Source organism: Phenylobacterium sp., assembly GCF_019636135.1.
Lineage (GTDB): Bacteria > Pseudomonadota > Alphaproteobacteria > Caulobacterales > Caulobacteraceae > Phenylobacterium.
The window spans coordinates 83,417-105,281 of the sequence record NZ_JAHBYD010000006.1 but is presented as its reverse complement, the minus strand read 5'-3'; the positions used below and the strand labels follow the sequence as shown (position 1 = coordinate 105,281).

The window sequence follows — 21,865 nt, the reverse complement described above, 5'->3', positions numbered from 1 at the left end:
CGCAGATTCGAACCTTTCTCCGCCGCTCGGCTGTCGCGAATTGGGTACTTCTCAGTCTGGGCCCGGAGAATGCAGCCCCACGGCCGGACCACAATTGCGCAAAAACAGCTTGAGAGAATGCGTGGAGTCGCGTTGCTTAGCTGCCAAGCACCGGAAATCTCAACTGTATTCCCCCCCTCACGGGAGGCGGGGGCGTCAACTAGGAATGAATGGCGGTGACGGAGGGATTCGAACCCTCGATACGCTTTCACGTATGACGATTTAGCAAACCGTTGCCTTCAGCCACTCGGCCACGTCACCAGCGCGCAGACGCCTGGGCGCCCGCGGGAGGGCGTTCTTAGCGGACGATCGCCCGTCTGCCTAGACGGCTCCGGCGGGCGAAGTCGCAGGCTCGCCCGCAACGAGCTCGCGCTCCCTCTCCGTCGCCGGGAGGGCGCACGATGCGAACGCCGCGGCGGCCTGGCCGGGGCGTTCGCGAAAGCGGTCCGGGACGGCGCCTCAGGCCGCGGCCGTCCGCCGGCGGTGGCTGCGGAGCATGGCGCCCGCGCCGCCGAAGCCCAGGATCATCAGCGCCCAGGCGCCGGGTTCCGGTACGACGGCCGAGCTGGTCGAGAGCGTGATGGTGGGCGACGCGCTGCGCTCCGTGGCGGAACTGTTCACGGTGATGATGTACTTCTGCGTCACGGAATAGGGGCCGGCGCCCGTCGCGAAGGCCGTGTCGACGTTGCTCGACGCGCTGCCCGTGGAGTTGTGGTCGAAGGACGCGAGGGTCGCGCCGCCGAAGAGCTGGTTCGTCGACGAGATCAGCGTGTCCAGGTGGACCTGCACCGCGCCGCCCAGGTTGTTGCTCGTGAACGAGGAGAAGAAATCGTCGCCGAGATTGGTGAGATCGGTCCGCGTCACCCAGATGGTGATCGAAGCCGCGCCCGTGTTGCGCGCGTTGACCGCGACGCTGTCGCTGTGCAGCAGGCCGGGCAGGTCCGGCGGCGCCGTGCCGACGACCGCCACCGTCTCGAAGCCCCCGCAGGGATCGCCGACGCCGCCGCAGACCGCGCTGAAGGCGAATTCGCCGTCGCCGGCCTGGGAATAGGCGGTGGTCACACCGTCAAACGAGATGAAGACGGCCGCCTGGGCCGTCGTGGCGAGCAACGCAGCAGCAGACGTCGCTGCAGCGAGAGCGAGGGTTTTCACGTGTCATAGCCTCCGCAGGGATCCCTGTGGGGCCTAACAAGGAGGGGATGAGGTAAGTTCCCGCAGAAGTCGGACACCCCTCATTTTCAACCGACAGGGGAAAGCGGCGCCCTGGCGGCCGGTCGGATCGTCAGCCTTGCGCCAGCCACTGGCGGGCCTGGCGCTGGGCCTCGGCCACGTCTTCCGACGCCATCTCCTCGGAGAGCTCCTTGCGGTAGACCTTGGCTTCGACCGAACCGCGCATGGCGGCCAGGTTGAACAGCATGTGGGCCGAGACGTAGTCGAGCGGCGCGCCGCCCTGCCCGGTCGAATAGAGCAGCCCCATCCGAAACAGCTCGTCGCCCGTCGCCTCCGGAGTCGGCAGCGGCAGGCCATCACACTTCGTGTCGATGCTCGCCAGCATGGTCTTCATCCCATCCAGCCCGGCCGACCCGCTTTTCGGGCCCGTCACCGGCTTACGTGTGGAAGAAACCAAGCTTCAGTTGAACACATGGTTAAGAGCGCTGTTGTGCAATCGTCAGAATCGCAGGCCGGCCAATACGCCGCACCCTTAACGCGAGACCGGGACGAGCGGTGCCCCGGGCAGGTCGCAACGCGTTCAGCGACAGTTCAGCCACGGCCGGGCATGATGGCGCCAGCATGAAACGCCTGTTCCTCATGATCGCGGCGGCCGCGTGCGTGGCCGGGCCGATGAGCGCCGACCTCGCCTTCGCCCAGGGCCGGGGCGATGCGCGGGGCCAGCGGTCCGAGCCGCGCGGCCAGCAGGGCCGTGGCGAGAGCCGGCGTCCGGACGACCGGAACGCCCCGCCGCGCGGCTACGAACGCCGCGACGAGCGTCCCCGGGAGGGCGACCGCGGCGACGACCGCCGCCGCTGGGAGGCCGAAGACCGCCGCCAGCCCGCGCCGCCGCCGCGCTACGAGGACCGCCGCCGCTATGACGAGCGTCCGCCGCCGCAGTCGTTCGCGCCGCCCGGCGCGCGCCGGGGCGGCTACCTGCCCGACCAGTTCCGGGGCGGCGTGGTCGAGGACTACCGCCGCTACCGCCTGCGCCCGCCGCCCCACGGCTACGCCTGGGTGCGCGTCGGCAACGGCTTCGCCCTCGTCTCCGAGGGCACCGGCCAGGTCTTCGACGTGATCCCGGACTGACCCATCCCTCCCGGGAGGGACAGGCCGCGCCGGCGGCCAGGGTGGGGATGCGATGTGCGTGATCTGAGAGGCCGGTGATGATCCAGCCTTCCCCACCCGTCTCGCTTCGCTCGCCACCCTCCCCATGAAGGGGAGGGAAATCAGAGCCCGAGCTTCGACTTCAGGAGGCCGTTGATGACGCCGGGGTTGGCCTTGCCGCCCGTGGCCTTCATCACCTGGCCCACGAACCAGCCGATGGCCTGGGGCTTCTCCTTCACCGCGGCGGCCTGGCCGGGGTTGGCGGCGATCAGGTCGTCGATGATCTTCTCCAGCGCGCCGGTGTCGCTGACCTGCTTGAGGCCCTGCTTCTCGACGATCTCGCCGGGGGCGCCCTCGCCCGCCCACATGCGCTCGAAGACGTCCTTGGCGATCTTGGACGAGATTGTGCCGTCCTCGATCAGTTGCACCAGTTCGGCGATGGCCGCGGGCCTGATCGGCGAGTTCCCGATCTCGATCCCGTCGGCCGTCAGCCTAGCGGCCAGGTCGTTGGTCACCCAGTTGGCGGTGAGCTTCGCATCGCGCCCCTTGGCCGCGGCCTCGTAGTAGTCCGCCCTCGCCTGCTCGCTGATCAGCACGCCGGCGTCGTAGGCCGAGAGGCCATACTGCGACTGGAAGCGCGCCTTCTTGGCGTCGGGCAACTCGGGCAGCCCGGCCTCGATGCGCTTGATCCACGCCGGGTCCAGCACCAGCGGCAGCAGGTCCGGGTCGGGGAAGTAGCGGTAGTCGTGCGCCTCCTCCTTCGAGCGCATCGAGCGCGTCTCGCCCTTGGCCGGGTCGAAGAGCCGGGTCTCCTGGTCGATCTTGCCGCCGTCCTCGAGGATGTCGATCTGGCGGCGCGCCTCGTACTCGATCGCCTGCTGGATGAAGCGGAACGAGTTGACGTTCTTGATCTCGCAGCGCGTGCCGAGGTGCTTGAACGAGCCGGTCTCGCGGAACTTCTCGTAGTCGCCGGGGCGGCAGACCGAGACGTTGACGTCGGCGCGCAGGTTGCCCTTCTCCATGTCGCCGTCGCAGGCGCCGAGATAGATCAGGATGGTCCTGAGCTTCTTCACATAGGCGGCCGCCTCGTCCGACGAGCGCATGTCGGGCCGCGACACGATCTCCATCAGCGCGGTGCCGGCCCGGTTCAGGTCGATGTAGGTGGCGTTGGGGTCCTGGTCGTGGACGCTCTTGCCGGCGTCCTGCTCCAGGTGCAGCCGCTCGATGCGCACGGTGAAGGCCGATCCGTCGTCGCGTTCGACGAGCACCTCGCCCTCGCCCACGATCGGGTCCTTGAACTGGCTGATCTGATAGCCCTGCGGCAGGTCCGGGTAGAAATAGTTCTTCCGGTCGAAGCGCGACCATTCGTTGATCTTCGCCTTCAGGCCCAGGCCCGTCTTGATCGCCTGCTCCACGCAATGGCGGTTGATGACGGGCAGCATGCCGGGCATGGCGGCGTCCACGAGACTGACCTGGCTGTTCGGCTGCGCGCCCGCGCCGACCGCCGCCCCGGAGAACAGCTTGGCGTTCGAGGCCACCTGGGCGTGGATCTCAAGGCCCAGGACCATCTCCCACGGGCCGGTCCGGCCCTGGATCACCTTGGTCGCCTCGCCGGCGCGGCGGGTGCTCGTGTCAGTCATAGGCCGCGTACTACCCAAGCCGGCGACAAATCGGAAGCTTGCTCAGAAGTCACTTGCGCGAGCGCCCCGAAATCGCCTCACTGGCGCCGCGTCTTAACGGCGCTCAGACCAGGGGATGAGGAACACCCACATGAAGACCATCGCTTTCGCCGCGGCGCTCGCCGTGGCCGCGATCGCTGCGCCGGCGCTCGCCCAGGACCACGCCGACCACGCCGCGGCCGCCGCGGCCGACGGCAAGATCAGCGTCGAGAACACGCCGATCGGCGACATCATCAAGAACGAGAAGGCCAAGGCCGTGCTGGAAGCGGCGCTGCCGGAGATCCCGCAGTTCTACGACCAGATCTCGACCATGACGCTGTCCCAGGTGGCCCCGATGAGCCAGGGCGCCCTCGACGACGCCAAGCTCAAGGAACTCCAGGCGAAGTTCGACGAAATCGGCAAGTAGGACCGACTATCCCTCCCCTTCAGGGGAGGGACCGACCGCGCAGCGGTCAGGGTGGGGAAATCCGCGACGTCCGCGCGGCGGCAGGCTTCCCCACCCCGCTCGCCTGGGGCGAGCCGCCCCTGCCCTGACGCGTAGGGCCATCGCATATGGATTCGGGCGGCTGATAAGGCCGTCAGTCAAACCGCAGAGATCGCGGAGATACGCAGAGGACTCCGGTGGATCGGCGCCCCTCTCTGCGTGTCTCCGCGATCTCTGCGGTTCAAGAATCGGGCGGACAAGCCGCCCACAAGCCATATGCGATCGCCCTGCCCTGATGGGGAGGGATGCCTAGACCCTCACCACCACTTCTTCGGCTTGGCCTTGAAGTCGGCGGCCTTTTCGATGGCGCCGCCCAGCGAGAAGAGCGTGCCCTCGTCGAGGTTCCGGCCGATCAGTTGCAGGCCGAGCGGCAGGCCGTTGGCGTCGAGGCCGGCCGGGATGCTCATGCCCGGCAGGCCCGCCAGGTTCACCGTCACCGTGAAGATGTCGTTCAGGTACATCGCCACCGGATCGTCCGACTTCTCGCCCAGCGCGAAGGCGGCCGAGGGCGCCGTCGGCGTCAGCAGGGCGTCGACCTTCTCCCACGCCTTGTCGAAGTCCTCGGCGATGCGCGCGCGCACCTTCAGGGCCTTCAGGTAGTAGGCGTCGTAGTAGCCGGCCGAGAGCACGTAGGTGCCGATCAGGATGCGGCGCTTCACCTCGGCGCCGAAGCCCTCCGCGCGGGTCTTCTCATAGGTGTCGGTCAGGTTCTGGCCGTCGACGCGCAGGCCGTAGCGCATGCCGTCGTAGCGGGCGAGGTTCGAGGACGCCTCGGCCGGGGCGATGATGTAGTAGGCGGGCAGCGCGTAGCGGGTGTGCGGCAGGCTGACCTCGACGATCTCGCAGCCGGCCTCCTTCAGCCAGGCGATGCCCTGCTCCCACAGCTTCTCGATCTCGGCGGGCATGCCGTCGACGCGGTATTCCTTCGGGATGCCGACGCGCAGGCCCTTCACCGACTTGCCGACGAAGGCCGGGAAGTCCGGAACCTCGACCGGCAGGCTGGTGGAGTCCTTCGGGTCGTGGCCCGACATCGACTTCAGCAGGATCGCGGCGTCCTCGACCGAGCGCGCCATCGGGCCGGCCTGGTCCAGCGACGAGGCGAAGGCGACGATGCCCCAGCGCGAGCAGCGGCCGTAGGTCGGCTTGATGCCGACCGTGCCGGTGAAGGCGGCGGGCTGGCGGATCGAGCCGCCCGTGTCGGTGGCCGTGGCGCCGAGGCACAGGTCGGCCGCGACCGCCGCGGCCGAGCCGCCCGACGAGCCGCCGGGGGTCAGGTTGGCGTTCGAGCCTTCCACGCGCCAGGGGTTCGCGACCGGCCCCCAGGCCGAGGTCTCGTTGGACGAGCCCATGGCGAACTCGTCCATGTTGAGCTTGCCCAGCATGACCGCGCCGTCGCGCCAGAGCTGCGAGGTGACGGTGCTCTCGTAGGCAGGCCGGAACTCGCGCAGGATCATCGAGCCCGCGGTCGACTGCACGCCTTCGGTGCAGAACAGGTCCTTGACGCCCAGCGGCGCGCCTTCCAGCGGCCCGGCCTCGCCGGCCTTGCGGCGGGCGTCCGAGGCCTTGGCCATCTCGATGGCCTTATGCGGCGTCTCGACCACGTAGGCGTTCAGCGGCCGAGACGCGCGGATCGCGTCGAGGTGCGCGCTGGTGATCTCCTCCGAGGAGAAGTCGCCCTTGGCGAGGCCGTCGAGGGCGGCCTTCAGCGACAGGCCGGTCAGGTCGGACATGCTATTCCACCACCTTCGGCACGACGTAGAAGCCCTTCTCGGACCTGGGCGCGTTGCCCAGCACGCGGGCCGCGTCGCCGCCATCGGTGACGACGTCGTCGCGCATGGGCAGCGTCGTGGCGACCGACGTGGTCATCGGCTCGACGCCGTCGGTGTCGACCTCGTTCAACTGCTCGATCCAGTTCAGGATGCCCGAGAGCTCCCTGGCGAGCGGCTCCAGCTTCTCTTCCGGCTCTGCGATGCGCGCCAGCCTCGCGACCTTGCGCACCGTCGCGGCGTCGATGGCCATGGGGGCCTCCTGATTACGAGCGCGGTGGTTAGCCGTGCGAGGGGGCGTATTGCAAGCTATAGGCGGCCATGGCCGTCGTTGATCTCGCCGAATTGCCGCCCGCAGGCGCCCTCGTGGGCCTGGACCTGGGCGAGAAGACCATGGGCGTGGCGGTGTCCGACGCGATCCGCATGATCGCCTCGCCGCTGCAGACGATCCGCAAGACCAGGTTCACCGACGACGTCGCCGCGCTCTTCAGGCTGGTGGACAGCCGCCGGCCGGTCGGCTTCGTCATCGGGCTGCCGGTGAACATGGACGGGACCGAGGGCGCGCGGTGCCAGTCGAACCGGGCGTTCGCGCGCAACCTGCTGCGGCTGAAGCCGGACCTCGCGATCGCGTTCTGGGACGAGCGGATGTCGACCATGGCGGTGAACCGGATGCTGATCGGCGAAGCCGACGTCAGCCGCGCGCGCCGCGCCGAGGTGGTCGACAGGGCCGCCGCCGCCTGGATCCTGCAAGGCGCGCTGGACCGCCTGCGGAACGGCTGAGCCCGGGGGCCAGGAATCCTGGGGATCACCCGTTGCGTCGGCTTCCCATCGGGGGCGGGGTCCTCTAGGAGGGCGCTTTGATGAGCGGCGCACCCCCCGGCCTGAACGAGGTCCTGCAACGGACCTTCTCCTTCCCCAAGCGCCATTTCCTGTCGGCGACGGACCTGAACGAGGTGGAGGTGCGCAGCCTCCTGGACCTCGCCGACGGGTTCGTGAGCCTGAACCGGCAGACCTCGAAGAAGCTGGACCTGCTCAAGGGCCGGACGCTGATGAACCTCTTCTTCGAGAACTCGACGCGGACGCAGGCCAGCTTCGAGCTGGCGGGCAAGCGGCTGGGCGCCGACGTGGTCAACATGAGCCCGCGCTCCTCGTCGATCTCCAAGGGCGAGACGCTGATCGACACGGCGGTGACGCTGAACGCCATGCAGCCCGACCTGCTGGTGGTGCGCCACGCCTCGTCGGGCGCGGCCTCGCTGCTGTCGCAGAAGGTGGGCTGCTCGGTGATCAACGCCGGCGACGGCCAGCACGAGCATCCGACGCAGGCGCTGCTGGACGCGCTCTCCATCCGCCGCGCCTTCGGCGACATCGCCGGGCTGAAGGTGGCGATCTGCGGCGACGTGCTGCACAGCCGGGTCGCCCGCTCGAACATCGCCATGCTTCAGATGCTGGCCGCCAACGTGCGGCTGGTGGGGCCGCCGACGCTGATCCCGGCCGCGGCGCACCTCTGGAACGTCGAGGTGTTCCACGACCTGCGCCAGGGCATCGCCGGCTGCGACGTGGTGATGATGCTGCGCCTGCAACTGGAGCGGATGGATGGCGTGATGGCCCCCAGCCAGCGCGAGTATTTCCGCTTCTTCGGCCTCGACCGCGAGAAGCTGGCGTTCGCGTCGGACCACGTGCGGGTGATGCATCCCGGGCCGATGAACCGCGGCGTGGAGATCGACTCGGACGTCGCCGACGACCTCTCGGTCAGCCTGATCCAGGACCAGGTGGAGATGGGCGTGGCCGCCCGCATGGCCGTGCTGACCTCGCTCGCCGCGCGGCTGGAGAACGACCGGTGACCCTCCTTCGCCAAGGCTTCGGAGGGCAGGCCCTCCACGCGATCGCGGGATGGGCGGACTTGTCCTTCGAAGCTCCCGAAGGGAGCGAAGTAGGATGAGCCGTCCCCTCGCTTTCGTGAACGCGCGGCTGGTCGATCCCGCGAGCGGCTACGACGGGCCGGGCGCGGTGGTCGTCACGGAAGGCGTGATCGCCGACGTGGCGCGCAAGCCGGACCTCGGGAAGCTCTCGGCCGACGTCGAGGTGGTGGACGCCGACGGCGCGCTGCTGATCCCTGGCCTGATCGACATCCGGGTGAAGACCGGCGAGCCGGGCGCCGAGCCCAAGGAGACGCTGAAGTCGGCCGCCCTGGCCGCGGCGGCCGGCGGGGTCACCACCATCGTCGTCCAGCCCGACACACACCCGGTGATGGACGAGCCATCGGTCGTGGACTTCATCCTGCGCCGCGCCCGCGACATCGAACTCGTGAACGTCTATCCGGCCGGCGCGGCCACCAAGGGCTGCGAGGGCCAGCGGATGGCCGAGATCGGCCTGATGCACGAGGCCGGCTGCCTCTATGTGACCGATGCCGACAAGCCGATCGTCGACTCCAAGGTGTTCCGCCGGGTGCTCAGCTACGCGCGAGCGTTCGGCGCGCCCGTGGCCCATCGCCCGGCCGATCCGTGGCTCTCGGCGGGCGCGGCGGCCAGCGAGGGCGAGTTCGCCGCGCGGATGGGCCTGCCGGCCGTCCCGGCCGTCGCCGAGAAGATCATGCTGGAGCGCGACCTGGCGCTGGTGGAGCTGACGGACGCCCAGCTCATCGTCGACCAGGTCACCACCGCCGGCGCGCTGGAGAGCCTGAAGCGCGGCCTCGACCGCGGCCTGCCGGTGACGGCGACCACCTCGATCAACCACCTGTCGTTCAACGAGATCGACATCGGCGACTACCGGACCTTCTGCAAGCTCGACCCGCCGCTGCGCAGCGAGGACGACCGCCAGGCGGTGATCGAGGCCGTGGCCTCGGGGCTGATCCAAGTGGTGGTGTCGGCCCACGCGCCCGCGCCGGCCGAGGACAAGCGCCTGCCCTACGACGAGGCGGCGCCCGGCGCGGTGGGCCTGCAGACGCTGCTGGCGGCGCTGCTGGCCTTCCACCACGAGGGCCGCATCCCGCTGATCGACCTGATCCGCACCGTCACGAGCGCGCCGGCCGGCCTGCTGGGCCTCGCCGCCGGCCGCATCGCCAAGGGCGCGCCGGCCGACCTGGTGCTGGCCAACCTCGACACGCCGGTCCACATCGACGCCGACAAGCTGGTCTCGAAGTCGAAGAACTCCCCCTTCGACGGCCGCCGCCTTCAGGGCCGCGTGCTGCGGACGCTGGTGGACGGCCGGACGGTCTATTCGGCTTAGGCGCCGGCGACTCTCCCCTACTCACATCCCCCGGTCCATCCCCGGGGCCGATGAACATGGGAGAGCATTGTTCTCTATTTGTTCTTGACTCTGCGGCGCAGCTCGGAGAATATATAGGACAAAAGGATGGTGAGATGCTCGCCTCGGCGCTGGCCGGCGGCTGGCGCAATGCCAGGCGTTTTGCTCGCGAATTCGAAAGGACGGCGCGCGAAGGCGTTGCGAGAGTCAACAATCCCGAGACCTGGGCGGGACGCCGCCGCGCCTTCTGAGTTGGCTCGGGAACCTCACATCGTCATCGGAAACCTGTCGGCGCCCAGGATACTGGCGCTGTATCTGCTCGGCATCGGCTTGATTGCGCTGATGCTCTGGCTGGCCTTGGTAAGAGGCTATTATCGACCGCGCTATGACGAATTGCAGTTCGGCGTCGGCTACTTCCTGCCCGTGATCCTCGGCATCGGCTGCTTTCTCACGCTCGGCCTGCCGCTGGTCGCGCGCGTGCTGTTCGGAGGCGCTCGAGGCCTGGAAATCCGGGACGGCCGTCTCGTCGAGGTCGGATGGTCGGTGGGTCTCGGGGATATCGAGCGGATCGAAACAGGGCCCGAAGGGCTCTTCGAGGGCCTGCCGCGGTCGCTGGAGATCATGCTCAAGCCGGACGCGCCCCGGAGCGGGCGCGAATCGTCGGTCGGTTTGGCGTGCTTCTGGTACGCGACCTCACCGCGCGTGATGGCCGAACGCCTGGCGCGCTGCGGACTGTCCGTGGACTGGCGGATCTAGCCCGGAGGCGGCAAGCTGTGCATTTGCCTTGACGTTCCCGATTAGTTCCCTTCTGCTCCGGCCCGCGAGACGAACGGCGCGGCCCGCGCTAGGACTGCGGGCGACGAGGGAGCGTGCATGGCGGAAGTCCTGGGTCCGGTGGAGATCGGCGCGGCGCTGGCGGGGGGATACCTGCTGGGCTCGATCCCGTTCGGGGTGATCGCGGCCAGGCTGGGCGGCGCGGGCGACCTGCGCAAGGTGGGGTCGGGCAACATCGGCGCGACCAACGTACTGCGGACCGGACGGCGGGACCTCGCGGCCATCACCCTGCTGGGCGACGGCGGCAAGGGCGCGGTCGCGGTGCTGCTGGCCTGGCTCGCCACCCGCGACGGAACGGTCGAGCAGCAGGCGGTGCTGACGTCGCTGGCGGCCGGCGCGGCGTTCCTGGGCCACCTCTTCCCGGTGTGGCTGGGCTTCCGGGGCGGCAAGGGCGTGGCGACCTTCTTCGGCACGCTGCTGGCGGCGGCCTGGCCCGTGGGCCTGGCGGCCGGCGCCGCCTGGCTGGCCACCGCCTTCCTCTTCCGCATCTCGTCGCTGGCGGCGCTGGTGGCGGTGGCGCTGGCGCCGGCGATCGCGCTGGGCCTGGGGCGGCCGCGGCCCATCGCGCTGCTGGCCCTCTTCATGGCGCTCCTCGTCTACGTGCGGCACAGCGAGAACATCCGCCGCCTGCTGAAGGGCGAGGAGCCGAAGATCGGCGGCGGCAGGAAGGCTCCGGAGAGCGCCGAGGGGTGATCCGGCCGCTGACCGACGCCCAGCGCCGCGACTGGCTGCGGCTGGCCCGCGCCGAGAACGTGGGGCCGGTGACGTTCGACCAGTTGATCACCCGCTACGGCGAGGCCTCCGTCGCCCTGGCCGCCCTGCCCGACCTCGCCCGCCGCGGCGGGCGCGCCGGCATCCGCGTCCCGGCCGCCGACGAGGCCGACGCCGAACTTGAGGCCGGGGCCAGGCTCGGCGCGCGGCTGATCGCATCGTGCGAGCCCGACTTCCCGCAGGCGCTGGCCGCGCTCGATCCGCCGCCGCCGCTGATCTGGACCCGCGGCGACGTGGCCACCCTCGACCGCCGCACCGTCGCGGTGGTGGGCGCGCGGGTGGCGTCGGCCGCCGGCCAGCGCTTCGCCCGCGGGCTCGCCGCCGACCTGGGCCAGGCCGGCTGCGTCGTGGTCTCGGGCCTGGCGCGCGGCATCGACGCCGCCGCGCACGAGGGGGCGCTGCCCACAGGCACGGTCGCCGTGCTGGGCGGCGGGATCGACGACGTCTATCCGCCCGAGCACCGCGGCCTCTACGACCGCATCGTCGCCGAGGGCTGTGTGGTCTCCGAGAGCGAGCCCGGCCGCACCGCCGTCGCCCGCGACTTCCCGCGCCGCAACCGCATCATCGCCGGCCTCGCCCGCGCCGTCGTGGTGGTGGAGGCCGAGTTCCGCTCGGGCTCGCTGATCACCGCCCGCCTCGCCAACGAGCAGGGCCGCGAGGTGCTGGCCGTGCCCGGTTCGCCGCTCGACCCGCGCGCCAGGGGGACCAACGACCTGATCCGCCAGGGCGCGGCGATCTGCGAGGGCGTCGACGACGTTCTGCGCGCCCTCGAAGGCCTCGGCGGCTTCCGCGAGCCGGACCCCACGCCCTTCCGCGGCCCGGCCTGCGAACCCGACGAGGCCTTGCGCGAACGCCTCGCCGCGCTCCTGTCGCCCACGCCGGTCAGCCGCGACGAACTGGTCCGCGCCGCCCGCGCCCCCGCCCCGCTCGTCTTCGCCGCCCTGATGGAGCTTTCGCTGGCCGGCCGCGCCGAACTGCTGCCGGGCGGAATGGTCGCAACAGCGTGAGCCCCCTAAGGGGGCTCGCCGGCCGGGCCGAAAGCGGACGTTGACAGCGCACGGGCGCCGCCCCCACCTTCCGCGCTCTTTTTCTGGGGACGAGACACACCTCTAGATGCAACTCGTCATCGTCGAGAGCCCGGCCAAGGCCAAGACCATCAACAAGTACCTGGGCTCGGACTACAAGGTCCTGGCCTCGTACGGCCACGTCCGCGACCTGCCCGCGAAGGACGGTTCGGTGCGCCCGGACGAGGACTTCGACATGTCCTGGGAGGTCGACGGCAAGGCGGCCAAACGCTTGGCCGAGATCGCTGACGCGGCGAAGGCGGCCGACAAGCTGATCCTGGCCACCGACCCCGACCGGGAGGGCGAGGCGATAAGCTGGCACGTGCTGGAGGTGCTGCAGAAGAAGCGCGCCATCAAGGGCGCGACGGTCCAGCGGGTCGTGTTCAACGCCATCACCAAGTCGGCCGTGCTCGACGCCATGGCCAATCCGCGCGACCTCGACATGGAACTGGTCGAGGCCTACCTGGCGCGCCGCGCGCTGGACTACCTGGTCGGCTTCACCCTCTCGCCGGTGCTGTGGCGCAAGCTGCCGGGCGCGCGCTCGGCCGGCCGGGTGCAGTCGGTGGCGCTCCGGCTGGTCGTCGAGCGCGAGATCGAGATCGAGCGCTTCAGGAGCCAGGAATACTGGACGGTCGAGGCCGAGGTCGCCGCCGGCGGCGATCCCTTCACCGCCCGCCTCGTGAAGCATGAGGGCAAGCGGCTCACCAAGTTCGACCTCGCCAACGAGACCTCGGCGTTCGCCGCGCGCGACGCGATCAAGGCCGCGACCTTCAAGGTGGCCTCGGTCGAGCGCAAGCCCGGCCGCCGCTCGCCGCCGCCGCCGTTCACCACCTCGACCCTGCAGCAGGAGGCCTCGCGCAAGCTGGGCTTCAACGCGCAGCGCACCATGCAGGCCGCCCAGAAGCTCTACGAGGGCATCGACATCGGCGGCGAGACCGTGGGCCTCATCACCTACATGCGGACCGACGGCGTGCAGACCGCGCCCGAGGCGCTGGACGAGGCGCGCGCGGTCATCAACGGGCTCTACGGCAAGGACTACGTGCCCGAGAAGGCGCGGATCTACTCCACCAAGGCCAAGAACGCCCAGGAGGCGCACGAGGCGATCCGCCCGACCAGCCTGGGCCGCAACCCCGGCAAGCTGAAGCTCGAGGGCGACCTCGGCCGGCTCTACGAGCTGATCTGGAAGCGGATGATCGCGTCGCAGATGGAAGCCGCGCGCATCGAGGACACCAACATCAACCTGGAGAGCAGCGACGGCCGGACCGGCCTGCGCGCCACGGGCCGGGTGGTGACCTTCCCGGGCTATCTCGCCGTCTACGAGGAAGGCCGCGACGACCCGGACGACGAGGAAGGCGGCCGCCTGCCGCAGGTGGCCGAGGGCGCCGCGGCCAACGTCCGCTCCGCCAAGGCCGACCAGCACTTCACCGAGCCGCCGCCGCGCTATTCGGAAGCGAGCCTCGTGAAGAAGATGGAGGAGCTCGGCATCGGCCGGCCCTCGACCTACGCCTCGATCCTGACGGTGCTGCGCGACCGCGCCTATGTCCGCATGGAGAAGCAGCGGTTCGTGCCCGAGGACCAGGGCCGCATGCTGATCGCCTTCCTGGGCGAGTTCTTCGAGCGCTACGTCGAGTACGACTTCACCGCCGGGCTGGAGGAACGCCTCGACCTGGTGTCGGCCGGCGACCTCGACTGGAAGGTGCTGCTCCGCGAGTTCTGGACCGAGTTCAACGCCAAGATCGGCGAGACGGCGGACCTGAAGATCACCGACGTCCTGAACGCGCTGGACGCCGCGCTCGGCCCGCACCTGTTCCCGGACAAGCCGGACGGCTCGGACCCGCGCGCCTGCCCCACCTGCGGCACGGGCCGCATGGGCCTGAAGTCGAGCCGCTACGGGCCGTTCCTGGGCTGCTCGAACTATCCGGAGTGCCGCTACACCCGCCCGATCGGCGTGCAGGTCGAGGGCGAGGACGGCGCGTCGGGCGACCGCGAGCTCGGCAAGGACCCGGTGACCGGCGAGACCGTCTACCTGAAGACCGGCCGCTTCGGCGTCTACGTGCAGCTCGGCGACGGCGAGAAGCCGAAGCGATCGAGCCTGCCGAAGGGCTGGAGCGCGCCCGACATGGACCTGGAGAAGGCGCTGCGCCTGCTGCGCCTGCCCCGCGAGGTCGGCCTGCACCCCGAGGACGGGAAACCCATTCTCGCCGGCATCGGCCGCTTCGGCCCGTTCGTGCTGCACGAGGGGACCTACGCCAACCTGCCGAGCGTGGACGAGGTGTTCGAGGTGGGCGTGAACCGCGCCGTGGACCTGATCGCCACCAAGCGCGCGGGCCGCCGGGGCGGCGCCGAGGCCGCGGCGCTGAAGGAGCTGGGCCCGCACCCGGTGGACGGCCAGCCCGTGCGCGTGCTCTCCGGCCGCTACGGGCCCTACATCAAGCACGGCTCCACCAACGCCAACGTGCCCCGCGGCGCCGACCCGCTGTCGGTGACCCTGGAGCAGGCCGTGGCCCTGATCGCCGAGCGCGAAGCCAAGGGCGGCGGCAAAAAGGGCAAGAAGCCGGCGAGGGCCGCCAAGGCCGAGGGCGGCGCGGCGAAGGCCGTCAAGAAGCCCGCGAAGAAGAAGGCGGGCGCGAAGAAGCCGGCGGCGAAAAGGGCCGCCTCCGCCCCGATCGACGACGACGAGGCGCCGTTCTAACCCCTCTTCCGCTCATCCCCGCGAATGCGGGGACCCAGACTTCTCTTTGCGGACGACCTTCCGTCCCACGCGGCCTGTGGCTAGCTTCGTCGGAAGCAAGCCTAGGTCCCCGCATTCGCGGGGATGAGCGGGTTGGGAGGGTTCGCGTGCCGACAGCGCAGATCAACGGCCTCGACCTCTACTACGAGCGCGCCGGCGCGGGGCCGCCGCTGCTGTTCATCTCGGGCACGGGCGGCGACCTCAGGGTGCAGCCCAACGTCTTCGCCTCGCCGCTCGCCCGCACGTTCGACCTCCTGGCCTACGACCAGCGGGGCCTGGGGCGCACCAGCAAGCCGGACGGCCCGTACTCGATGGCCCAGTACGCCGACGATGCGGCGGCGCTGATGGCGGACCAGGGCTGGGACGCGGCCCTGGTGGTCGGCGTCTCGTTCGGCGGGATGGTGGCGCAGGAGTTGGTGTTGCGGCATCCGCAGCGGGTGAAGCGGCTGGTGCTGGCCTGCACCTCGCCGGGCGGCGCGGGCGGCGCGTCCTACCCATTCCACGAGATCGACCACCTGAAGGGCGAGGAACGCGCCCGCTTCCTGATGCCGGTCAGCGACACGCGCCGAGACGCGGCCTGGCAGGCCGCGAACCCGGAGGACTACGAGCGCTTCGTGCAGTTGGCGGCGGCCGATCCCTACGCCGGCGAACCCGGCCAGGCCGAGGGCGCGTGGAACCAGCTCGAGGCCCGTTCGCACCACGACACCTGGGATCGCCTGGGCCGGATCGCCTGCCCCACGATGATCGCCGCCGGCCGCTACGACGGCATCGCGCTCCCCGCTACCCAGGAGCGGATGGCGGCCCGCATCCCCGGCGCCGAGCTCCACTGGTTCGAGGGCGGCCACCTCTTCATGCTCCAGGACCGCGCCGCCTACCCGGCGATCATCGACTTCCTGACGCGCTAGCCCCCTTCCCTCCCGGAACGTCATGGCCGGGACAGGCTCGGCCATGACGTTCAGAGAGGTGGGTCCGTTAGCCCGCCGCCAGTTCCAGGATCTCCACCAGGTCCGCCGGGCCGGCGACCGGGCGCGGGCTGGTCCGGACGCCGGCGTCGTGCATCGTATGCTCGGCGATGGCCTGGAACGCCTCGCGGCCGACGCCGACGCTCTTCAGGTCCGCGGGCAGGCCCAGGTCGGTCACGAGGCGGCGGACGCCTTCGGCGGCGCTGGGCGCCCCCAGGGCTTCGGCGATCAGGGCGTGCTGCGGCGAGCCGCCCTGCCCGGTCCAGGCCAGCACCGCCGGCAGGATCACGCACGACGTGATCCCATGGGGCACCCCGTAGGTCCCGCCCAGGGTGTGGCCGATGGCGTGGCTGGGGCCCATGCCGCGCCCCGAGCCCACGCCGCTGATCGCCAGCCACATGCCGAACTGGCATTCGAGCCGGGCGCCCATGTCGTTCGGATCGGCCTTCGTGGCGGCCAGGCCGCGGGCGAGACGGCGCAGGCCGTCCAGCGCCAGGGCGTCGGCATAGGGCGCGCGCTGAGGATTGCAGAGCTGCTCGCAGGCGTGGTCCACGGCCTTCATCCCCGTCGAGAACCAGAGCTGGAGCGGCGTCGCGCGCGTCGCCTCCGGATCGAGCACGACGGCGCGCGGGGCCAGCAGCGGGTGGCCATATCCCTCCTTCGACCGGTTCGCGACGTCGGTGACGCCGGCGAAGGCCGTGAACTCCGCCGCCGACAGCGTGGTCGGCACGGCGATCATGCGCACGCCCGCCGGGACCCTGCTCACGTCGGTGCGCCCCGGCCCGCGCGCGGCGCGGTAGGCGTCGAGCTGCCCGGGCTCGGTCAGGCCGGCCCAGAGCGCGAGCTGGATCACCTTCGTCGCATCGATCACCGAGCCGCCGCCCAGGGCCACGAGCAGGTCGGCCTCCGCGCGCCGCGCCTCGGCGGCGCCCGCGATAACGCCCTCGCGCGGCGAGTGCGCGCCGATCTCGGAGAACACGCCGACGGAGAGGTCGCCGAGGCCGCGCGCGAAGTCCGCCGCCAGGCCGCCCGCCAGCGAACGTGTCGTCGTCACCAGCAGCCGCGAGCAGCCCCAGGCCCTGGCGAGTTCGCGCACCACCTCGGCGGCCGGGCGGCCGTAGGCGATCTGGTCCTGGCGCGGAAACCTGTGTGTCCCGGTCAGCATCTTCTGGCCCTCCCGCCTCGGCAAAGATGCTAAAGCACGCCCGATGGCCCGACCCAAGATTCCGAAGTCCGCCCGCTTTGCGAAAGGCCTTCCCGACCGCGACACCCTCCTGAAGTTCATCCGCGAGAGCGGCGAGACCGACAAGGCCGCCGTCGCCCGCGCCTTCGGCCTGAAGGGCGAGGATCGCCGGGCGCTGCGCCACATGCTGAACGCCCTGGAAGCCGACGGCGCGCTGGGCAAGCGCGGCCGCCGCGGCTTCGCCGAGGCCGGCGCCCTGCCCGAGGTGGGCGTGGCCGACGTGGTGGAGCGCGACGCCGATGGCGATCTCCTGGTCCGCCTCACCCGCGGCGAGGACGCCCCGCTGGTGGCGCTTTCGCCCAACAGCGACCCGAAGGCCGGCGCGCCCGGCCTGGGCGACCGCGTGCTGGTGCGCTTCGTGAAGCTGGAGAGCGGCGAGTTCGAGGCCCGCCTCATCAAGCGCCTCGGCCAGAGCGCGCACCGCATCCTGGGCGTGGTCCGCAAGGCGCGGCGCGAGGTCCGCGTCGAGCCCGTCGACCGCCGCTCGAAGGACACCCTGCTGCTGCCCGAGGGCGAGGACGTCCGCGACGGCGACCTCGTGGTGGCGCAGATCGAGCCGCACGGCCCCCGCTATGGACCCAAGCGCGGCAAGCTGCTGGAGATCGTCGGGAAGGAGGACGATCCGCGCGCCTATTCCCTGATCGCCATCCACGCCCACGGCATCCCGACCGGCTTCTCCGAGGCCGCCGAAACCGAGGCCGAAGCGGCGCAGGAGCCGACGCTGGCCGGCCGCGAGGACCTGCGCGACCTGCCGCTGGTCACCATCGATCCCGTGGACGCCCGCGACCACGACGACGCGGTCTACGCCCACCCGGACGACGATCCGAAGAACCCGGGCGGCTGGGTCTGCTGGGTCGCCATCGCCGACGTGGCCGCCTACGTGCGCCCGAACTCCGAGCTGGACCGCATCGCCCGCGACAAGGGCAACAGCGTCTACTTCCCCGACCGCGTCGAGCCGATGCTGCCCGAGCGGCTGTCGAACGGCCTGTGCTCCTTGCGCGAGGGCGAGAACCGCGCCTGCCTGGCCGTGCGGATGGTGTTCGGCGCCGACGGGCGCAAGCGCAGCCACAGGTTCGTCCGCGGCCTGATGCGCTCGGCCGCCAAGCTCAGCTACGAGCAGGCCCAGGCCGCCGTCGACGGCCAACCCGACGACAAGTCCGGCCCCCTGCTGGAGCCGGTGCTGAAGCCGCTCTGGGCCGCCTACGCTTGCCTGAAGACGGGCCGCGACGCCCGCTCGCCGCTGGCCATCGAGAGCGCCGAACGCAAGATCGCCATCGCCGACGGCGAGATCGCCGCCATCACGCCGCGCGCCAGCCTCGAAGCCCACAAGCTGATCGAGGAGTTCATGATCCAGGCGAACGTCTGCGCCGCCGAGACGCTGGAGCAGAAGAAGACGCCGCTGATCTACCGCATCCACGACCAGCCCAGCCCGGAGAAGATCCAGGCCCTCGCCGACTTCCTGGGCTCGATGGGCCTGCCGTGGACCAAGGGCGAGGCGCCGCGCACCGAGCGCTTCAACAGGCTGCTGGACGAGACCCGCGGCGGTCCCCACGCCGACATCGTCAACGAGGTGGTCCTGCGCACCCAGATGCAGGCGGTCTACTCCACCGAGAACATCGGCCACTACGGCCTGAACCTGGCGAAGTACGCCCACTTCACCTCGCCCATCCGCCGCTACGCCGACCTGATCGTGCATCGTGCGCTGATCACCGCGCTGGGGCTGGGCTCGGACGGGCTGTCCGACTGGGACATCTCGAAGATGAAGGACACCGCGGAACTGATCACCCACGCCGAGCGCCGCGCCATGGCGGCCGAGCGCGACGCCATGGACCGCTACGTGGCCGCCTTCCTGTCGGACCGGGTCGGCGCCGAGTTCGCCGGCAAGATCACCGGCGTCACCCGCTTCGGCCTCTTCGTGCGGCTGGCCGACACCGGCGCGGACGGCCTCGTGCCGATCTCCAGGCTGGGCGGCGAGTACTTCGTCCACGACGATCGCACCCATTCGCTGGTGGGCGAGCGCTCCGGCGCGCGCTGGCCGCTGGGCATGACCGTGCAGGTGCGGCTGGAGGAAGCCACGCCGATCACCGGCGGCCTGCTGTTCGAGATGCTGAGCGACCCCGCGCCGGCCGACGCCTCGATGCCGCGGCCCCGCCTCGGCATGCGCGAGCGCGGCGACCGGGGATTCGACCGGGGCCCCAGGCGCGGGCCGCCCAAACCGGCCAGCGGCCGCCCGCCCGGCATCCGCACCGGCCGCAAGAAGAAGATGGGCGGCAAGCGGCGGTAGCGGCCTTCCGCCACGGCGCCCTTTCCTCGGGCTCCGGCGAGGTCATACAGTTGTTTCATGTCGAAGATCGAAGTTCCCGCGAAGGCCCCTGCGCCGGACGGCGCCCCGAAGCCCGAGGGCCCGCCGCGCGTTCCCGGCCAGCGGGCCGTGCGCCCGAAGAACGCCGCCACCGTGATGATCATCCGCCGTGACGCCGCCAAGCCGCGCGTGCTGATGGGCAAGCGTCATGGCGGCCACAGCTTCATGCCCGATCGCTGGGTGTTCCCGGGCGGCCGGATCGACCGGGCCGACTATCGCGCCCCCTTCGCCTCGGACCTGCGGACCGACGTCGGCGGCCTCTTCGACCGCTACCTGCCCGCCGGCCGCGGCCGCGCCCTGGCGCTGGCCGCCGTGCGCGAGACCTGGGAGGAAGCCGGCCTGCTGCTGGCCAGGCCGGGCGCCGCCAAGGCCGGAGGGCCGTGGAAGGACTTCGTCGCCCAGGGCTTCCTGGCCGACCTCGACGCCATGGACGTGGTGGCCCGCGCCATCACGCCGCCGGCGGTGGGCAAGCGCTTCGACACCTGGTTCCTGACCGCCGACGCCGAGCGCCTCACCAGCCTGGAGCGCCAGCCCGACTGCGGCGAACTGGAGGAGATCGACTGGGTCGACTTCGACGACGCCATGGGCCTGCCGCTACCGACCGTCACGCGCATGATGCTGAAGGAGACCGTCGAGCGGATGAAGGACCCCAGCCGCCCGAAGCCCTTCCTGCGCTACAAGGACCGCGAGAGCGGCATGCGGCCGACGTACCTGTAGCCTCCCTTTCCCGCCTGCGGGAAAGGGAGGGCGGCAAGGGCGAGGTTGACTTCCGGCGGCGGATTCGTATTTTCCGCGCCTCCTGAAGAAACACCCGCCGGCGGTGCGTATCCGTTTGGCCCCGCCCGAGGACAAGACCCATGGCGAAGCCCGCCTCCATCAAGATCCGCCTGAACTCGTCGGCGGACACCGGCTACTTCTACGTGGCCAAGAAGAACGCCCGCACCAAGACCGACAAGCTCGTGCTGAAGAAGTACGATCCCGTCGTGCGCAAGCACGTCGAATTCCGCGAAGGCAAGATCAAGTAGTCACGCCGACGCATTGACCGATCCGAAGACGCCCGGCCTCACCGCCGGGCGTTTTGCGTTTCTGACGGCCGCTCTCGCCGAGCGACGCCGCATGTGGCGCGCCTGCTGCTCTCGCCATGAGCTATAAGGAGTGGATTTATACCTCAAATTATGGGACTTTATGAGGCATAAACGGCGGCAGTGTAACGCATGAGATGGAACTGGCAGCAGTCGGATTGGCCGGATTTTCGGTGGGACAGCGCGGCCCTGGCCGCGCTCGAAGCGCGGTTCCTGCGGCAATCCGGCGTTGTCATCGGCACGGTCAAGCACCTCGGTGATGACGATCGCGCCACCGTCACAATCGACGTGATGACGGGCGAGGCCGTCAAGACCGCCGAGATCGAGGGGGAACGGCTCAATCGCGACAGCGTGCAATCCTCCCTGCGCCGTCAGTTCGGGCTCGAGACCGACCATCGCCGCATCCCGCCCGCCGAGCGGGGCATCGCCGAAATGATGATGGCGCTCTATCGCGACTTCGCCGAACCCCTCACCGAACAGGCGCTGTGCGATTGGCATCGCATGGTGATGAACGGGCGGCAGGACGTGGCGGCCGTGGGGCGCTATCGCGAGCATGACGACCCGATGCAAGTGGTGTCCGGGCCGCTGCATCGTCCGAAGGTCCATTTCGAAGCGCCGCCGTCCGCCGCCATGCCTGCGGAAATGGCGCGCTTCCTGGCATGGTGCGCCGACACCGCGCCGGATGGCGTGCGGCCCTTGCCCGGACTGACGCGGGCAGGGCTGGCGCATCTCTATTTCGTGTCCATCCATCCGTTCGAGGACGGCAACGGGCGCATTGCGCGCGGCATCGCCGAAAAGGCGCTCTCGCAGGCCATCGGCCAGCCCAGCCTCATCGCCCTGTCGCAGACCATCCAGCGCAGCCGCACCGCCTACTACGATGCGCTGGAAGCCGCGAACAAGGCCAACGAGGTCACGGACTGGCTGGCGTATTTCGCGAGCATGGCGCTCGACGCGCAGGACTACAGCCTGACCCTCATCGACTTCCTGCTCGCCAGGACCAGGTTCCACGACCGCTTCCGGGGCCGCCTCAACACGCGGCAGGAGCGGGTCGTCGCCCGCATGTTCCGTGAAGGGCCGGACGGCTTCAAGGGCGGGTTGAGCGTCGCCAACTACCTCACGATCACCGACACTTCGCGCGCAACCGCCACCCGGGATCTGCAAGAACTGGTCGCGATGGGCGCGCTGACGCAGACCGGCGCACTGAAATCCACCCGCTATCACCTCGCGGTGGCCATGTGAGCGCACCGCTGACAGTGGAGAATCAGTCGCTGACTGGGGCGACTCTCCGT

General features: G+C 70.4%; 21 protein-coding genes and 1 tRNA gene. 15 read left to right on the top strand and 7 right to left on the bottom strand.

Going from position 1 to position 21,865, the window contains the following annotated elements; genetic code table 11:
- Positions 1–210: 210 nt before the first annotated feature.
- The 3 genes from KF737_RS06150 to KF737_RS06140 form a co-directional block, all read right to left on the bottom strand.
- Positions 211–300: transfer RNA gene (locus tag KF737_RS06150), tRNA-Ser, on the bottom strand.
- A 198-nt stretch (positions 301–498) separates the two neighbouring features.
- Positions 499–1,149 carry a PEPxxWA-CTERM sorting domain-containing protein gene (locus KF737_RS06145; RefSeq protein ID WP_296451603.1) on the bottom strand — a complete coding sequence of 217 codons (651 nt, stop codon included), beginning with the start codon at positions 1,147–1,149 and terminating at the stop codon, positions 499–501.
- Positions 1,150–1,321: 172 nt separating this feature from the next.
- Positions 1,322–1,594 carry a sel1 repeat family protein gene (locus tag KF737_RS06140; protein WP_293477834.1) on the bottom strand — a complete coding sequence of 91 codons (273 nt, stop codon included), beginning with the start codon at positions 1,592–1,594 and terminating at the stop codon, positions 1,322–1,324.
- Positions 1,595–1,830: 236 nt separating this feature from the next.
- On the opposite strand from KF737_RS06140, the gene KF737_RS06135 reads away from it, so the two are divergent.
- Positions 1,831–2,337 carry an RcnB family protein gene (locus tag KF737_RS06135; protein ID WP_296451600.1) on the top strand — a complete coding sequence of 169 codons (507 nt, stop codon included), beginning with the start codon at positions 1,831–1,833 and terminating at the stop codon, positions 2,335–2,337.
- Positions 2,338–2,477: 140 nt separating this feature from the next.
- Here the strand turns inward: KF737_RS06135 and gatB are convergent, their stop codons facing one another.
- Positions 2,478–3,995, bottom strand: a complete 1,518-nt coding sequence (gatB, locus tag KF737_RS06130) for an Asp-tRNA(Asn)/Glu-tRNA(Gln) amidotransferase subunit GatB (RefSeq protein WP_296451597.1) — start codon at positions 3,993–3,995, stop codon at positions 2,478–2,480.
- A 130-nt stretch (positions 3,996–4,125) separates the two neighbouring features.
- Here gatB and KF737_RS06125 point away from each other — a divergent pair, with 130 nt between their 5' ends.
- On the top strand, positions 4,126–4,440 hold the full coding sequence (locus tag KF737_RS06125; protein ID WP_296451594.1) for a hypothetical protein: 315 nt from the start codon (positions 4,126–4,128) through the stop codon (positions 4,438–4,440).
- A gap of 335 nt (positions 4,441–4,775) precedes the next feature.
- On the opposite strand, the gene gatA is transcribed toward KF737_RS06125, so the two are convergent.
- On the bottom strand, positions 4,776–6,248 hold the full coding sequence (gatA, locus tag KF737_RS06120) for an Asp-tRNA(Asn)/Glu-tRNA(Gln) amidotransferase subunit GatA (protein ID WP_296451588.1): 1,473 nt from the start codon (positions 6,246–6,248) through the stop codon (positions 4,776–4,778).
- A 1-nt stretch (position 6,249) separates the two neighbouring features.
- Positions 6,250–6,537 (bottom strand): Asp-tRNA(Asn)/Glu-tRNA(Gln) amidotransferase subunit GatC, encoded by a 288-nt coding sequence (gatC, locus tag KF737_RS06115; protein WP_296451582.1) that lies wholly within the window; start codon positions 6,535–6,537, stop codon positions 6,250–6,252.
- Positions 6,538–6,605: 68 nt separating this feature from the next.
- On the opposite strand from gatC, the gene ruvX reads away from it, so the two are divergent.
- From ruvX to KF737_RS06070, 9 genes are all read left to right on the top strand, one after another.
- Positions 6,606–7,064, top strand: a complete 459-nt coding sequence (gene ruvX / locus KF737_RS06110) for a Holliday junction resolvase RuvX (protein WP_296451578.1) — start codon at positions 6,606–6,608, stop codon at positions 7,062–7,064.
- A gap of 80 nt (positions 7,065–7,144) precedes the next feature.
- A complete protein-coding gene (locus KF737_RS06105; RefSeq protein ID WP_296451575.1) occupies positions 7,145–8,125 on the top strand; it encodes an aspartate carbamoyltransferase catalytic subunit in 981 nt (326 codons plus the stop codon).
- Between the two features lie 94 nt (positions 8,126–8,219).
- Positions 8,220–9,509 (top strand): dihydroorotase, encoded by a 1,290-nt coding sequence (gene pyrC, locus KF737_RS06100; RefSeq protein WP_296451573.1) that lies wholly within the window; start codon positions 8,220–8,222, stop codon positions 9,507–9,509.
- Positions 9,510–9,643: 134 nt separating this feature from the next.
- The gene (locus KF737_RS06095) at positions 9,644–9,778 is read left to right on the top strand and encodes a hypothetical protein (RefSeq protein ID WP_296451571.1); all 135 of its coding nucleotides are present in this window, start codon (positions 9,644–9,646) and stop codon (positions 9,776–9,778) included.
- Between the two features lies 1 nt (position 9,779).
- A complete protein-coding gene (locus tag KF737_RS06090; RefSeq protein WP_296451568.1) occupies positions 9,780–10,283 on the top strand; it encodes a hypothetical protein in 504 nt (167 codons plus the stop codon).
- A 117-nt stretch (positions 10,284–10,400) separates the two neighbouring features.
- Positions 10,401–11,054 carry a glycerol-3-phosphate 1-O-acyltransferase PlsY gene (gene plsY, locus KF737_RS06085; protein ID WP_296451565.1) on the top strand — a complete coding sequence of 218 codons (654 nt, stop codon included), beginning with the start codon at positions 10,401–10,403 and terminating at the stop codon, positions 11,052–11,054.
- Positions 11,051–12,139 carry a DNA-processing protein DprA gene (dprA, locus tag KF737_RS06080; RefSeq protein WP_296451562.1) on the top strand — a complete coding sequence of 363 codons (1,089 nt, stop codon included), beginning with the start codon at positions 11,051–11,053 and terminating at the stop codon, positions 12,137–12,139. Before plsY ends, dprA begins: the two co-directional genes overlap by 4 nt.
- Positions 12,140–12,245: 106 nt before the next feature.
- Positions 12,246–14,888, top strand: a complete 2,643-nt coding sequence (topA, locus tag KF737_RS06075; protein WP_296451559.1) for a type I DNA topoisomerase — start codon at positions 12,246–12,248, stop codon at positions 14,886–14,888.
- Between the two features lie 146 nt (positions 14,889–15,034).
- Positions 15,035–15,832: an alpha/beta hydrolase gene (locus tag KF737_RS06070; protein ID WP_296451556.1), complete on the top strand. Its 798-nt coding sequence runs from the start codon at positions 15,035–15,037 to the stop codon at positions 15,830–15,832.
- Between the two features lie 67 nt (positions 15,833–15,899).
- Here the strand turns inward: KF737_RS06070 and KF737_RS06065 are convergent, their stop codons facing one another.
- Positions 15,900–17,054, bottom strand: a complete 1,155-nt coding sequence (locus tag KF737_RS06065; RefSeq protein WP_296451554.1) for an iron-containing alcohol dehydrogenase — start codon at positions 17,052–17,054, stop codon at positions 15,900–15,902.
- 43 nt (positions 17,055–17,097) lie between these two features.
- On the opposite strand from KF737_RS06065, the gene rnr reads away from it, so the two are divergent.
- The 4 genes from rnr to KF737_RS06045 all read left to right on the top strand — a co-directional run bounded on the left by rnr (position 17,098) and on the right by KF737_RS06045 (position 21,815).
- Complete coding sequence (gene rnr / locus KF737_RS06060; protein WP_296451551.1) at positions 17,098–19,416, top strand: ribonuclease R; 2,319 nt, start codon at positions 17,098–17,100, stop codon at positions 19,414–19,416.
- Between the two features lie 57 nt (positions 19,417–19,473).
- Complete coding sequence (locus tag KF737_RS06055; protein ID WP_296451548.1) at positions 19,474–20,211, top strand: NUDIX hydrolase; 738 nt, start codon at positions 19,474–19,476, stop codon at positions 20,209–20,211.
- A 140-nt stretch (positions 20,212–20,351) separates the two neighbouring features.
- Positions 20,352–20,519, top strand: coding sequence for a 50S ribosomal protein L33 (gene rpmG / locus KF737_RS06050; RefSeq protein WP_296451545.1), 168 nt, complete (start codon positions 20,352–20,354; stop codon positions 20,517–20,519).
- Between the two features lie 189 nt (positions 20,520–20,708).
- Entirely contained in the window at positions 20,709–21,815 is a 1,107-nt protein-coding gene (locus tag KF737_RS06045) for a Fic family protein (protein WP_296451542.1), read from the top strand.
- The last annotated feature ends 50 nt before the right edge of the window (positions 21,816–21,865 follow it).